The following is a 13,091-nucleotide window of genomic DNA, read 5'->3' as shown; positions in this document are numbered from 1 at the left end:
TACTACGGTGGGATGGAACGCACGATCAAGTAGGGGCTTTTGAGAAGAAAAAGGCTTTGGATCGAAAAGAAAGCCAAGACAGAAGTCCGGGTAAACACTGGCCTAATGTGCAAACCGCAAAAACAGCCGCGATTGCCGCCGCACGTTCTGGCGTTGCTCCGAATAAAGTCAAGACGACAACGATGGCGCCTTCTCGCATTCCGAAACCTGCCAAGGTAACAGGAATCATTGCTGCGAGAGTCGCAAGCGTTGTAGATAGAATTACAATATTAACGTCAGCCAATTCAATAGAAACAGATAATATCGAAAAATACATACTCATAAGTATAGGTATTTGAACGCTTATGGATAGAAACAATGCAAGTCCAATACGTCTGGGGCCACGAAAAAGACGTCGCACGATATAAACCAATCGGGAGAGTAAGCGATAGGCCCAATTACGCATCCAATGGCGCGATATAGGGAAGGCATAGACGAACACGAAACCGAGTGCGAGCATAACCACCAGCCCCCATATGATCGTCAATTGAACGCCTACGAGATTTCCATGTAATGTTAGAGTGCCCGCGCAGAGTGCTATTAGAATCAAAAGACTGCAAAACCTATCCGCGAGGACTGAACTAAGAATCTCCCAGTACCGCCCTTTCCCACGTTCTCGTCCTAGCTTATAGATCCTGAATACATCGCCACCAACGGAACCGGGTAGTATTAGATTAAGTGTGACTGCTTCAGCATAGATACGCATACAATCAAGAAGAGATGCTCGGACACGGAAAAAACCCAGAAATACTTGCCAACGTAGAGCAGATAGGGCGACATTGAGCCACATTGCCAAGACCCCAAGAATAACCATTGGAATATCTATTCCACTCAACGTAACCAAGATCTCATCCGATTCAACGAGCTTAGCTATGAAGATTAAAATAGCTGCAGTCACCAAAATCTTGGTAACGATGACAAAATACTTCCGCCCCCTCGGTGAGAGCACAAATTTCACCTTTCCATCTCCGGCCTTCGACAAATGAGGCGAAGATTCGAGGTTTTCCCGGAGAAGAGCTTTTGGAGCACATCAAGAGCGCTCGCTGCAGCAAGGGCAAAAACGTTATCGACGTCAAACTTACGGCCCAGACGCCACCATCCGACGCGTTCACGCATCCAGTACTGGATACTATGCAGCCAGCCAAAGGGATTGAGGGTGTAGTCCTCCGCGACAACTTCGAACCCATTGCGTTCAGCCAAGCTGCCAAGCGATTCCGCGTCGAAAATATTCCAATGACGAGGGGCGTGCCAACAGCCCCAATATCGTGAGCGAAAAAGACGTGGGTCCCAAGCCGCATGGTTGGGCGTTTCCATTATTAGAACCCCGCCGGGACGCAACATACTAGCGCAGCTCCTCAGGACCTCACCGGGATCTTCGACGTGCTCAATCAACTGGTTCATAACAAAGACGCCGACGTCATTAAGCGTGTTCTCCGGCAACGCCTCAATACGACCTTCGATGACCTCGATGTCGTCAGCTCTCGCACGCTTGACGGCTTCGGCGGAAAAATCCACGCCAACCAACCGCCAACCCGGTGCACCATACCGGCGCATGAGCCGCAAGAGATCACCCGCGCCGCACCCGATGTCGACGATCGTGTCGTTGGGGCGCGCATAATGTGCGATCGGGTCGATCTTGCGCGCTTGGACTGCATTCCGAAGACGGAAGATCAGATTGCCCAGCGATTTCTCGTAATCATATGTAAGGTAATTTTTTGGATAGATCGTCGAAAGCTCTGAAAGAGCCGGCCTGTTTTTTAAATAGAGATGGCCGCAATTTGCGCAAGCGACATAATGGAATTCATTTTCGCAGGTCTCGTAGCAGAAGTCCTTCGTCACACAGACCTCTTCACCGACCTCCGACGTGCCACAAAGCACGCAATCAACCTCCCGAGTCTCGATCATGCCGACGGTTGTTTCAGGCCGCTCCTGTTGCTGCTTACCCTCGCGCATCAAGCACCCGCCGCGCCACAGTTGCAAACATCGACGATGCGATCGTCGCTTCTGTATGATATTGCTCACCAAACTTATCATAGAGGTTTCTCAGGCGGTTGGATGGAATTTGTGGGAAAAGATGGTGCTCAAGATGATAGTTGAAATGTGCATCGTATAGCAGCAGGGAATCGACCCAGTTCGGTCGGTGAGACCGCGTGAAGTCGGGGGTTTCCACCCCTTCCGGCCTGCAATGTTCAGCGAAGGTCCGCATCCGAGCAAGAAACAAGCCGACCGTTACGACAGCCAACGGGTAAAGCAGCACGGCCCATGGAACCATGCCAAAATTCGCGACAATCAATGCGAGGACGATTTGCGTGAGTCCCGTGCCACCGAGCCAGAGGATACGAGTGCGGCGCCCTTCGTCGGCAACACGCTCGAGGGTTGCTTGCTCGCCTTCTTCCGCCTCGAGGTACCCGCCGCCATAGCCTAAGATTATCTCCGGCGCGCGCATGCCTAGGAGCGGGGTCAGCAGATGATGCAACAGCTTACCCCGCGAGGCTCCACCAAACCCATTCACTTCGCCATGCTGAGGGTCAAGGCCCTGGCCATTGTGGCTATGGTGCAAGAGATGAGTCTGGCGGAACACATCATAGTTGACGCCAACCATCCACCCACAGACACGCCCGACCCATAGGTTGACGGACTTTCTCGAGAATAGCGCGTTATGCGAGCAGTCATGTAGGATAAAGCTGATCTTGTAGCCGTAGATTCCCATCGTCAGAACAACAGGGATGGCCAACCAAGGCGAAAACGTGACGAGATAGGGGGCCACAACGAAGGCGCCGAGGAACGGCAGAAGAATGCGCGACGATATGGCCACCCCATAGCAATTGCTGACCCGCGACCAATCCTTGGGGAGCCCTTGTTTCATGATACTTGCACGAACCTTGGCGATAGAGACCGTCATATTCGCTACCCAAATCTCGTTAGCACAGTGCAGCCTCGAGCACACTGTCACCAATGCCCCTACATAGGACATTGATTTATAATGAACCAGAGATTCCGCCGAACGAATGAGACATTCTAAACGTCAACCTCATTACGCCGCCACACGGCCAGGAACGCCGCATAGGGTTTTCGACCAGGCAACAGATTATAGATTCGCTCCAACGGGAAAAGAAATGGTCTCAAAAAGGGCTTCGCTTTCAACGGAATACGCATGATAAGGCTATTCAAAATAAGGTAGAAGGCTGGCCCCCCGAAATATTCGACTCTCACGGGAGTAAAATAGGGGGCCGCCCTCGACGCAATCTCATCATGCTTGAGCGCTTCTTCCGTATCGGCCTCGAACCACCGATCGCGTCGGTACCAGACTCGTCGAATGACGCTCAGGATGAAGTCGTCATTCGGTTCCATCATCAGGAAATATCCCCCGGGGCGCACCATTTGGGCCACATTGCGAAACGTTGCATCGAGATCGGCGACGCAGTGATGTAGCCCACCAATGACAAGGGCGGCATCGTGCGTCTGCTCGGCTTTGTAGGGAACGGTGAGGTCAATCTGATGGGCGTTTCCGCCGGTGCGAGTCTCGTAATCGCGGCAAGCCGACGGAGAAATATCATATCCCGTTGTTGTTATGGTCGGGAAATAGCTGCGCATGGCGAGTGAATTATGCCCGCTGCCACATGCGAGATCCGCAAGGGAGGCATCGGTTAAATCCAATCCGGCGACGAGAGGGCCATAGATAAAACGATGGCGGTAAGCCATTGATGAGGCGTCATAATAATGCACCTCATAGGCGTCGTGGATTGTTTCGTATTGCTGCTGCTGAGGGTTTGGGGGACGATTTTTCGCTACGCTCATGATGTTTCGCCTGTTACGAGAGTGCCAGCAACGAAGGATCGTTTGTCAAATCCGAGACGGTATAGGGGATTGTGGCAGGGGGGGGCAATGCCTCTCAGCTATACGCAGGGTTTAAATTTACGCGAGATAGATGATGGCTGAGACAATCTGTCGCCATCCTGTACGTCAGGGGTGTTTTCTCCCGCGCTGGCCCGTTTTCTGTTGAAAGGAGACGGCTAACCCGGTAGCACGCTGGCGTACCGGGCATGTGCATTTCGGGCATGGTCGGAGAGGGTGTTTGGAATGGGGTCTAGGACATGAAACTCTTTGTGACCGGTGCGTGTGGGTATAAGGGGACCGTGCTGGTGCCGAAGCTGTTGGAGCATGGGCACGAAGTCGTCGCCTTCGATATCCAGTGGTTCGGCAATCATCTGCTGCCGCACCCGAACCTGACCATGGTCAAGGGCGATATCCGCAATATCGACGAGGTGGATCTGGAGGGCGTGGACGCCGTCATCCATCTGTCGAGCGTGGCCAACGACCCGTGCGGCGATCTCGACCCCAAGCTTACCTGGGAGATCAGTTGCCTCGCCACGATGCAGCTCGCGGACCGTGCGAAGCGCGTCGGCGTGAAGCAGTTCATCTACGCCTCCTCCGGCTCGGTCTACGGCGTGTCGGACGAGCCGCAGGTGACGGAGGATCTGGAGCTCTTCCCGCTGTCCGAGTACAACAAGACGAAGATGTGCGGCGAGCGGATCGTGCTCTCCTACGAGAACGACATGACGGTCCAGATCGTGCGCCCGGCGACGGTTTGCGGTTATTCGCCGCGCATGCGCCTCGACGTCTCGGTCAATATGCTGACGATGCAGGCGCTGGAGAACGGCAAGATCACCGTCTTCGGCGGGGAACAAACCCGGCCGAACATCCATATCGACGACATCACCGATCTTTACGTCTTCCTGCTCCACAATCCCCAGCACACCGGTGTCTATAACGCCGGGTTCGAGAACCTGAAGATTCGCGAGATCGCCGAGATGGTCGGCGAGCATGTCGATGCGGAGGTCGTCGTGACTCCGTCCAATGATCCGCGTTCCTACCGGGTCAATTCGGATAAGCTGCTCGCCACCGGGTTCCGGCCGAAGAAGACTGTACGCGACGCCATTCGCGAGTTGGCCGGCCTCCATTCCCAGGGGGTTCTGAAAAACGAGCCCTCGTTCTACAATCTGAACTGGATGCAAGAGGAGGTGCTGTGATGAGCGTAACGGAAGCACCGACGGTAGAGCGTCCGGCGGACGACCGGTCCGGCGGCCCGGACGGCATGTTCTCCGCCTATGCGAAGCGCCTGTCCGACACGCTGACCGGCTATAGCTGGGAACAGGTGGCGGAGCTGGCGGACGACATGCTGGACGCCTGGAAGACCGGCAAGCAGGTCTTCTTCTGCGGCAATGGCGGCAGCGCGGGCAACGCGATCCACCTCGCCAACGACTTCGTCTATGCCCTGGGCAAGACTCCGGGCTCCGGCATTCGCGCCCATGCGCTGCCAGCCAACTCGGCGGTCCTTACCTGCCTGGCCAATGACGAGGGCTATGATCAGATCTTCTCGATTCAGCTCGGCGTCATGGCGCGGCCGGACGATATCCTGATCTGCTTCTCCGGCAGCGGGAATTCCCCGAACATCCTGAACGCCCTGGAGGAGGGGAAGCGGATCGGCATGAAGAGCTATGCCGTGCTCGGCTTCTCCGGCGGCAAGGCGAAGGCGATGGCCGACCGGCCGATTCATTTCGCCATCGACGACATGCAGATCGCCGAGGATGCGCAGCTCGTTATCGGGCATATGCTGATGCAGTACCTCTGGACGAAGCGCCATGAGGTCGTCGAAGGCAAAAGCTCGTAAGGCGGGGATTGATGGCCGGTAACGAACGTTTTCTAGTCCTCGGGTCGAACTCCTTCTCCGGGGCGAGTTTCTGTGACTATCTCGCGGGCCTCGGCTATGACGTGTTGGCCGGAAGCCGCTCGGCGGAGCCGCATGACGCGCTGTTGCCCTATAAATGGCGCAAGGACGGCGGCGCCGTCCGATTCGAGAAGATCGACATCAATCACGATCTCGACACGCTCGGCGCCCTTCTGAAGCGCGAACGTCCGACTCATGTCGTCAATTTCGCGGCGCAGAGCATGGTGGGGCAGAGTTGGGACCATCCCGACGATTGGATGCGCACCAACGTGGTTTCCACGGTGCGGCTGCACAATCTGCTGCGCGGCTATGACGGGCTCGACCGGTACGTGCATGTGACGACGCCGGAGGTCTATGGCTCGACCGAGGGCTGGGTGCGCGAGGATCATCCCTACAATCCCTCGACCCCCTACGCGGTCTCCCGCGCGGCCGGCGATATGAGCCTCAAGACCTATGTCGACAATTTCGACTTCCCGGCGGTCTCGACCCGGGCGGCGAATGTCTACGGCCCTGGCCAGCAGCTCTACCGGATCATCCCGCGCACGATCTACGCGGCGATGACGGGCAAGCGTCTGAAGCTGGATGGCGGCGGTAAGTCCGTGCGCGTGTTCATTCATATGAACGACGTGTCGGACGCGACCTACAAGGTGGCGCTCAACGGCGCGCCCGGCGATTGCTATCACATCTCCGGCTATGAGCTTGTTTCCATCCGGCAGTTGGTCGAAACGATCCTGGATCAGCTCGGCGCCTCCTTCGAGGATTGCGTCGATATCGGACCGGAGCGGGCCGGCAAGGACACGGCCTATACGCTCGACAGTTTCAAGATTCGCACCGAACTCGGCTGGCGCGACAAGATTGGTCTCGCGGAGGGCGTGGCCGATTGCATCGCCTGGGCCAGGCGCTTCGAGAGCGAACTGCCCAATCTGCCGTCCGACTATATTCACAAGCCCTAAGTCATCGAGAGAGGCGTCCAATGGAAGCCATGGCCCTAGATCGAAGCCCGGACGGGGAGGCCCTGCGCGCCCAGGCCGCGCGCATACGCGGCCGCGTGGTGGAGATGTGCCACGCGTCCAAATCCGCCCATCTGGGCTCGTCGCTGTCCTGCGTGGACGTCCTGACAGCCGCCTATTGGCATGCGCTGCGCATCGATCCGAAGCGTCCGGACGACCCGAAGCGCGACCGTTTCATCCTCTCCAAGGGGCATGCGGCCATGGCGATTTACGCCACGCTCGCCATGCGCGGCTATTTCCCGGAGGAAGAGCTCGCCACCTATAACCAGGATGACGGGCGGCTGGCGGAGCATCCGCCGGCCAACCTGCTGCCCGGGGTCGAGGCGGCGACTGGCTCCCTCGGACACGGCCTGCCGATCGGCCTCGGCTCCGCGCTCGCCGGCCGGATCAAGGGGCAGGATTATCGCGTCTTCGCCCTGTTGTCCGATGGCGAGAACAACGAGGGCTCCGTCTGGGAGGCCGCGATGTTCGGCGCGGGCCAGAAGCTCGAGAATGTCTGCGTCATCGTCGATTACAACAAGTGGCAGGCGACCGGCCGGTCGAACGAGACCCTGGCGCTGGCGCCGCTGCGCGACAAATGGGCCGCCTTCGGCTGGGACGCGCACGAGGTCGACGGCCACGACGTCGCGAAGCTGGCGGAACTGATGGCCAATGTGCCGAACGGCTCCGGCAAGCCGGTGGCCTTGATCGCGCATACGGTCAAGGGCAAGGGCGTCTCCTTCATGGAGGACGACAACAACTGGCACTATCGCGCGCCCACCGCCGAGGAAGTCACCGAAGCGCATCGTGAACTGGGGTTGATCTGACATGAGAAACGCCTTCGCAGACGAGCTGACGAAGCTTGGCCAGGAAGACCCCCGCGTCGTGATGCTGTCGGGGGATATCGGCAACAAGCTGTTCGACAAGTTCAAGGACGCGCAGCCGGACCGTTTCTTCAATTGCGGCGTGGCGGAACAGAACATGATGGGCGTCGCCGCCGGCATGGCCATGAACGGCATGCGGCCGGTCGCCTATACGATCACGCCCTTCATCACCACGCGGTGCCTTGAGCAGATCCGCACCGACGCGGCCTATCACGAGGTGCCGGTCACGATCGTCGCCGTGGGGGCGGGACTGTCCTATGCCGGGCTCGGTCCGACGCACCATGCGTGCGAGGATATTTCGTTCCTGCGCTCCATCCCGAACATGGTGGTGATGGCGCCCGGCGATGCCTGGGAGGTTCGCGCCGCGCTCCGCGCGATCCTGCGCCAGGATCGCCCCGTCTATATGCGCATGGGCAAGAAGGGCGAGCCGGTCATCCACTCCGGCCCGATCGAGGATTTCGAGATCGGCAAGGCCATCACCATCGAGGACGGCTCCGACGTCTGTCTGCTGTCGACCGGAAACATGCTGCCGGAGGCGTTGGAGGCCGGCCGTCTGCTAGGGGAGCAGGGGATTTCGACACGCGTCGTCAGTTTCCACACCGTCAAGCCGTTGGACGAGGCATGCCTCGCCGACGCATTCCAGCGGTTTCAGCGGGTGGTAACGATCGAGGAGCATTCGGTCATCGGCGGCCTCGGCGCGGCGGTGGCGGAATGGGCGGTCGATACCGGCGTCGATGCGCGCAAGCTCATGCGTATCGGAACCCCCGATAAGTTCTTCAAGAAATCCGGCGAACAGGAATTCGCCCGTGAATGCCTCGGGCTGACGGGCCACCAGATCGCCGAGCGCGTCTGTGCAACCGTTGAACAAAGGACCTCCGCCGTATCATGAAAACCGAAGCCGCGCTCCTCGTCGAACAAGGGAAACCGCTGGTCCTGGCGGAATTGAGCATACCCGCGCTGAAGCCGGGGCAGGTTCTGGTCGAAATCGCCTATTCGGGGGCCTGCGGCACCCAGGTGATGGAATGGCGGGGCGACAAGGGGCCGGATCGCTGGCTGCCCCATTGTCTCGGCCACGAGGGCACGGGCACGGTGATCGATGCCGGCGCCGGGGTCACCAAGGTGAAGGAGGGCGACGCGGTCGTCCTCTCCTGGATTCGGGGCGGCGGCGCTGAGACCGGTGGCTGCAAGTACGATTGGGACGGCAAGGAGGTGAATGCCGGCGGCGTCACCACCTTCCAGCGCCATGCCGTGGTCAGCGAGAACCGCCTGACCCCGCTTCCGGCCGGCCTGACGGCGGAGACGGCGATCCTGCTCGGCTGCGCCGCGCCGACGGGCATGGGCGCGGTCCATAATGTGCTTCAGGCGCGCGCGGGCGATAGCATCGCGATCTTCGGAACCGGTGGCATCGGGCTCAATGCCTGCATGGCGGCGGCCTTCGCCGGCGCGATTCCGATCATCGGCATCGATCCGAAGGAATCCCGGCGCGAACTGGCCAAGGCCTATGGCGCGACCCATGTGATCGACCCGACGAGCGAGGATGTCGTGGACGCGATCAAGGCGATCGCCCCCGGCGGCGTCGATCTCGCGGTGGAAGCCTCCGGCTCCTCCAAGGTCATGGCCGGCGCGGTCGAGGCCGTGCGCGGGCAGGGCGGTCGCGTCGTGGTGATCGGCAATGCGAAGCTGGGCGACGATCTGACGATCAGCCCCTCCGTCTTCAATCAGGGCAAGAGCCTGATGGGCACCTGGGGCGGCGACAGCGCGCCGGACAGGGACTATGCGCGCTTCGGCAAGCTGCTCGCCAGCGGCCGCTTCCCGATCCGCGGGTTGTTGAGCGATCCCTATAGCCTCGACCAGGCGACCCAGGCGCTCGAGGATCTTGCCGCCGGACGCGTCGCGCGGCCGTTGATCGACATGTCGAAGCGCTGATCCGCATCCCATGCGCATCGGCGTCGATTTCGACAACACGATCGCGAATTATGACGGCGTCTTCCACGCGGCCGCGCTGGAGCGTGGGCTGATCCCGGCCGATATCGATCGATCCAAGAACGCGGTTCGGGATTACCTGAACGGCGCGGGGCAGAAGGATGCCTTCACCGAGCTTCAGGGCTATGTCTATGGGGCGCGGATGGATCTGGTCTCGCCCTATGACGGGGTGGCGGACTTCATCGCGGCGGCGGTGAAGGGCGGGCACGACGTCTATGTCGTCAGTCACAAGACCCGGCATCCCATGAAGGGGCCCGACTATGACATGCATGCGGCCGCGCGGGGGTTCCTGGAGGCTCGGGGGTTCTTCGCCCCGGGCATGCTGTCCTCCGAGCGCGCCTTCTTCGAACTGACGAAGGAGGAGAAGGTGGCCCGCGCGGCGGCGCTTTCGGTCGACGTCTTCATCGATGACCTGCCGGAAATCCTGGCGATGGACGGCTTCCCCGACGAATGCCGGCGCATCCTGTTCGATCCGGTCGGCGCCAAGATGGGCGAAGGGGGGCAGGAGCGGTTCTCGGATTGGGGGGCGATGCGTCGCGCCCTGCTGGAGTGATCCCTATGACGGCGGCGGCTGATTTTCCGGTGGACGATCCGGCCCTGACGGACGCCCTGGCATCGCTTTGTGCGCGGGCCGGTCAGGGGGCTCCGACGGGGCTGGCCGCTCTTGCCGGAGGGAAGAATAATCGCGTCTATCGCGTCGAAACGGCCGATAAACCCCTTGTCCTGAAAAGCTATTTTCGGCATGCCGACGATCCCCGCGACCGTTTGGGAGCGGAATGGCGCTTCCTGACCTATGCCTGGGGAAGGGGCGTGCGCTGCGTGCCGCAGCCGCTTTCTTGCGACAGGGAGGCCGGGATCGGTCTTTACGAGTTCGTCGGGGGCGAGAAACTGGCGCCCGGGGCGATCACGGAAGACCACATCCGGCAGGCGTCCGACTTCATCTGCACGCTCAACGACGCACCGCATGAGCGCGGGGCGCTCGATGACGGGTCTGAGGCATGTTTTTCCATGTCGGATCATATACGGCGGATCGATGCGCGAGTGGATCGCTTGGATATGCTCGACCCCGACGCACCGCATATCGAGGCGGCCCGTTCCCTCATCGGTAACCGGCTCGGCCCGGCTTGGGGGCGGATAAAGGAGGCTCTCATGGAAGCCTGCGCGCGTGCGGGAGCAGATCCAGCCGCGCCGTTGCCGGAAGGGGAGATCGTTGCCTCTCCCTCCGATTTCGGCTTTCACAATGCATTGTGGTCCGCGGACAGGGGACTCGTTTTCCTCGATTTCGAATATGCGGGCTGGGACGATCCGGCCAAGCTCGCGGGCGATTTCTTCAATTGCCCCGAGATCCCCACGCCTTCCGTGTATTTCGACTTGTTCGTCGAAATCCTTGTCGATCGGCTTGCCCTGGGTAATGCCGCCAGAGAACGAATGATGGCGTTTCGTGCCGCCTATAGCATCAAATGGGCTTGTATCGTTCTAAACGATTTCCTGCTGCATCACGATGCACGCCGCCGCTTCGCCGGTCAGGGGGAACGATCGGCACGCTGCGCGGCGCAACTCGAGAAAGCGAAACTCTTGATCGACAGGGCTGTTCCGGGCTAGCGCGCGATGCACTGAAACCGGCTGCCTGTTGAAACCGTCCAAACTGAACCGGTCGCGAAGGGGGAACCTATGGCCATGCAGGAATTCGTCAGCCTCGTCCATAAATCGACGAAGCGGGACTATATCGCGCGGGTGAACGAAATCGATAAGGCCGAGGTGGCGGAGGTCGCGATCCAGTTCGGCTACGACTATTGGGACGGTGACCGGCTGACCGGCTATGGCGGCTATAAATATGACGGGCGCTGGCGTAAGGTCGCGGATGCGATGGTCGAATCTTATGGCATCAAGCCGGGCATGCGGATACTGGATGTCGGGTCGGGGAAGGGGTTCCTGCTGCACGACTTCACGGAGTCGGTTCCGGGCGTCGAGGTGGCCGGCATTGATATCTCCAGCTACGCCATTGAGCATACCATGGATTCGGTGAAGCCGAACTGCCAGGTTGGATCCGCCGCCGAACTACCCTGGCCCGATGATTACTTCGACCTCGTGATCTCCATCAACACGCTGCACAATCTCTACCTGCCCGATCTATGGTCCGCGTTCCAGGAAATCGAGCGTGTGGGGCGAGTCGCCAAATATATCTGCGTCGAGGGCTATAGGAACGAGCGCGAGAAGGTCAATCTGATGTATTGGCAGCTCACCTGCCGCGCCTTCCATACGCCGGAGGAGTGGCGGTTCCTGTTCGAGAAGACCGGCTATAGCGGAGACCACGAATTCATTTACTTCGAATAACTTTCCGATGACGAGCCGCCGCGGGTCGGGGAAAGCCCTCTCCCGCGGTGCGCTCACCTCCGGATCGTTGGAAGACGGCGCTATCCACATGGGACTTCGCCTGAAGGATACCAGCGAGGATTCCACTCGACCTGCTTGGGCGCGCATGCTATCTGCCGCGTCCGAGGCGGACCGCATATCGGCCGGACAGGCACCAATACGATATCGCGACCTCACCGGTTGCATTCCGCCTCTGCTTGAAAGCGAACGAAGACCATCATGAACGAGCAGCATTCCATGGCCGCAGGTCGTCCGAAGCGTACTCCGGCGAAACCCGGATTCACGACACCCGAGCGCGGCGGCTCCTTTAGCGTGGTAATATCGGATATCCGGGAATCGATACGGCTCGCGCCTGTCTGGCTCTATAGCGGCTGGATCGATGTTCTCTGGAAATATCGGCGCACGAAGCTCGGTGCCTTCTGGCACACACTCGCCCTGGGTGCCTTCGTCTTCGTCATGGGAACGATCTGGGCCGTGGTTCTTAAGCAGGATCCGACACACCATTTCCGATATGTCGGAACGTCCCTTATCGTCTGGTCGCTGCTGTCTTATTTCGTCGTGGAGGGAACCCATTGCATTCTCTCCAGCGGCGCCACGGCATTGTCGATACGCTTTCCCTTCATCGCCTTCGCGATGGGGCACGTATGGCGCGCCCTTTTGCTGTTTGGGCATCATTGCCTTCTTTATCTGATCATCATGGTTGTCACCCAGTTCCTGCCGGGTTGGATCGCGCTTCTCGCGCTTCCGGCTCTCTTGCTGCTGGTGGCGAATGGCGTTTGGATCAGCTTACTCGTCGGTATCATCTGCATGCGATCTCGCGACGTGGTTCCGGCGGCGGCTTCCGCGATGCAGATCGCGATGTTCGTAACCCCTATTCTCTGGCCGAAGGATATGCTCGGCCCGGAATTGGCTTACGCGGTGGATTACAACCCGCTCTATCACCTCGTCCGGATCGTCCGAGACCCGTTGATCGGCCAAATGCCAGACCCGGTAAGCTGGATATGGGCCGTCGGAACATTGATCGTAGGAACGGCGGTCACATTCTGGATTTACGGACGCGTTCGTGACCGAATCGCGTTTTGGTATTGAGGCGGG

At 59.5% G+C, this 13,091-nt stretch carries 14 protein-coding genes; 10 read left to right on the top strand and 4 right to left on the bottom strand.

The features are described from left to right. Nucleotides 1–25: 25 nt before the first annotated feature. From KAJ83_RS01285 to KAJ83_RS01270, 4 genes are all read right to left on the bottom strand, one after another. Nucleotides 26–997, bottom strand: coding sequence for a lysylphosphatidylglycerol synthase transmembrane domain-containing protein (locus tag KAJ83_RS01285; RefSeq protein ID WP_210680204.1), 972 nt, complete (start codon nucleotides 995–997; stop codon nucleotides 26–28). After that, nucleotides 994–1,992, bottom strand: a complete 999-nt coding sequence (locus KAJ83_RS01280) for a class I SAM-dependent methyltransferase (RefSeq protein ID WP_210680203.1) — start codon at nucleotides 1,990–1,992, stop codon at nucleotides 994–996. The genes KAJ83_RS01285 and KAJ83_RS01280 overlap by 4 nt, the downstream gene beginning before the upstream one ends. Then, complete coding sequence (locus KAJ83_RS01275; RefSeq protein WP_210680202.1) at nucleotides 1,979–2,905, bottom strand: fatty acid desaturase family protein; 927 nt, start codon at nucleotides 2,903–2,905, stop codon at nucleotides 1,979–1,981. Before KAJ83_RS01275 ends, KAJ83_RS01280 begins: the two co-directional genes overlap by 14 nt. 152 nt (nucleotides 2,906–3,057) lie before the next feature. After that, a complete protein-coding gene (locus tag KAJ83_RS01270; RefSeq protein ID WP_210680201.1) occupies nucleotides 3,058–3,837 on the bottom strand; it encodes a class I SAM-dependent methyltransferase in 780 nt (259 codons plus the stop codon). A gap of 296 nt (nucleotides 3,838–4,133) precedes the next feature. Between KAJ83_RS01270 and KAJ83_RS01265 the strand changes: the two genes are divergently transcribed. The 10 genes from KAJ83_RS01265 (at nucleotide 4,134) to KAJ83_RS01220 (ending at nucleotide 13,085) form a co-directional block, all read left to right on the top strand. Continuing rightward, nucleotides 4,134–5,069 carry an NAD-dependent epimerase/dehydratase family protein gene (locus tag KAJ83_RS01265; RefSeq protein ID WP_210680200.1) on the top strand — a complete coding sequence of 312 codons (936 nt, stop codon included), beginning with the start codon at nucleotides 4,134–4,136 and terminating at the stop codon, nucleotides 5,067–5,069. Next, nucleotides 5,069–5,710: an SIS domain-containing protein gene (locus tag KAJ83_RS01260; RefSeq protein WP_210680199.1), complete on the top strand. Its 642-nt coding sequence runs from the start codon at nucleotides 5,069–5,071 to the stop codon at nucleotides 5,708–5,710. The genes KAJ83_RS01265 and KAJ83_RS01260 overlap by 1 nt, the downstream gene beginning before the upstream one ends. Nucleotides 5,711–5,721: 11 nt before the next feature. Next, the gene (locus KAJ83_RS01255) at nucleotides 5,722–6,720 is read left to right on the top strand and encodes a GDP-mannose 4,6-dehydratase (protein ID WP_210680198.1); all 999 of its coding nucleotides are present in this window, start codon (nucleotides 5,722–5,724) and stop codon (nucleotides 6,718–6,720) included. 29 nt (nucleotides 6,721–6,749) lie between these two features. After that, nucleotides 6,750–7,583: a transketolase gene (locus KAJ83_RS01250; protein ID WP_210680197.1), complete on the top strand. Its 834-nt coding sequence runs from the start codon at nucleotides 6,750–6,752 to the stop codon at nucleotides 7,581–7,583. Nucleotide 7,584: 1 nt separating this feature from the next. Next, nucleotides 7,585–8,529 (top strand): transketolase family protein, encoded by a 945-nt coding sequence (locus KAJ83_RS01245; RefSeq protein WP_210680196.1) that lies wholly within the window; start codon nucleotides 7,585–7,587, stop codon nucleotides 8,527–8,529. Continuing rightward, the gene (locus KAJ83_RS01240; protein WP_210680195.1) at nucleotides 8,526–9,566 is read left to right on the top strand and encodes a zinc-binding dehydrogenase; all 1,041 of its coding nucleotides are present in this window, start codon (nucleotides 8,526–8,528) and stop codon (nucleotides 9,564–9,566) included. Before KAJ83_RS01245 ends, KAJ83_RS01240 begins: the two co-directional genes overlap by 4 nt. Before the next feature lie 10 nt (nucleotides 9,567–9,576). Further along, complete coding sequence (locus tag KAJ83_RS01235; protein ID WP_210680194.1) at nucleotides 9,577–10,176, top strand: hypothetical protein; 600 nt, start codon at nucleotides 9,577–9,579, stop codon at nucleotides 10,174–10,176. Continuing rightward, on the top strand, nucleotides 10,143–11,225 hold the full coding sequence (locus KAJ83_RS01230; protein WP_210680193.1) for an aminoglycoside phosphotransferase family protein: 1,083 nt from the start codon (nucleotides 10,143–10,145) through the stop codon (nucleotides 11,223–11,225). The genes KAJ83_RS01235 and KAJ83_RS01230 overlap by 34 nt, the downstream gene beginning before the upstream one ends. Before the next feature lie 69 nt (nucleotides 11,226–11,294). After that, nucleotides 11,295–11,957 (top strand): class I SAM-dependent methyltransferase, encoded by a 663-nt coding sequence (locus tag KAJ83_RS01225; protein WP_210680192.1) that lies wholly within the window; start codon nucleotides 11,295–11,297, stop codon nucleotides 11,955–11,957. A 258-nt stretch (nucleotides 11,958–12,215) separates the two neighbouring features. Then, nucleotides 12,216–13,085 (top strand): ABC transporter permease, encoded by an 870-nt coding sequence (locus KAJ83_RS01220; RefSeq protein WP_210680191.1) that lies wholly within the window; start codon nucleotides 12,216–12,218, stop codon nucleotides 13,083–13,085. The last annotated feature ends 6 nt before the right edge of the window (nucleotides 13,086–13,091 follow it).

Source organism: Marivibrio halodurans, from assembly GCF_017963645.1.
Lineage (GTDB): Bacteria > Pseudomonadota > Alphaproteobacteria > UBA8366 > Aestuariispiraceae > Marivibrio > Marivibrio halodurans.
This window is presented reverse-complemented; position numbering and strand designations above follow the sequence as displayed.

Coding starts and splice junctions, on each gene's coding strand:
- KAJ83_RS01280 (WP_210680203.1), bottom strand. CDS start 1,992: ATGCGCGAGGGTAAGCAGCAACAGGAGCGGCCTGAAACAACCGTCGGC.
- KAJ83_RS01275 (WP_210680202.1), bottom strand. CDS start 2,905: ATGAAACAAGGGCTCCCCAAGGATTGGTCGCGGGTCAGCAATTGCTAT.
- KAJ83_RS01270 (WP_210680201.1), bottom strand. CDS start 3,837: ATGAGCGTAGCGAAAAATCGTCCCCCAAACCCTCAGCAGCAGCAATAC.
- KAJ83_RS01265 (WP_210680200.1), top strand. CDS start 4,134: ATGAAACTCTTTGTGACCGGTGCGTGTGGGTATAAGGGGACCGTGCTG.
- KAJ83_RS01260 (WP_210680199.1), top strand. CDS start 5,069: ATGAGCGTAACGGAAGCACCGACGGTAGAGCGTCCGGCGGACGACCGG.
- KAJ83_RS01255 (WP_210680198.1), top strand. CDS start 5,722: ATGGCCGGTAACGAACGTTTTCTAGTCCTCGGGTCGAACTCCTTCTCC.
- KAJ83_RS01250 (WP_210680197.1), top strand. CDS start 6,750: ATGGCCCTAGATCGAAGCCCGGACGGGGAGGCCCTGCGCGCCCAGGCC.
- KAJ83_RS01245 (WP_210680196.1), top strand. CDS start 7,585: ATGAGAAACGCCTTCGCAGACGAGCTGACGAAGCTTGGCCAGGAAGAC.
- KAJ83_RS01240 (WP_210680195.1), top strand. CDS start 8,526: ATGAAAACCGAAGCCGCGCTCCTCGTCGAACAAGGGAAACCGCTGGTC.
- KAJ83_RS01235 (WP_210680194.1), top strand. CDS start 9,577: ATGCGCATCGGCGTCGATTTCGACAACACGATCGCGAATTATGACGGC.
- KAJ83_RS01225 (WP_210680192.1), top strand. CDS start 11,295: ATGGCCATGCAGGAATTCGTCAGCCTCGTCCATAAATCGACGAAGCGG.
- KAJ83_RS01220 (WP_210680191.1), top strand. CDS start 12,216: ATGAACGAGCAGCATTCCATGGCCGCAGGTCGTCCGAAGCGTACTCCG.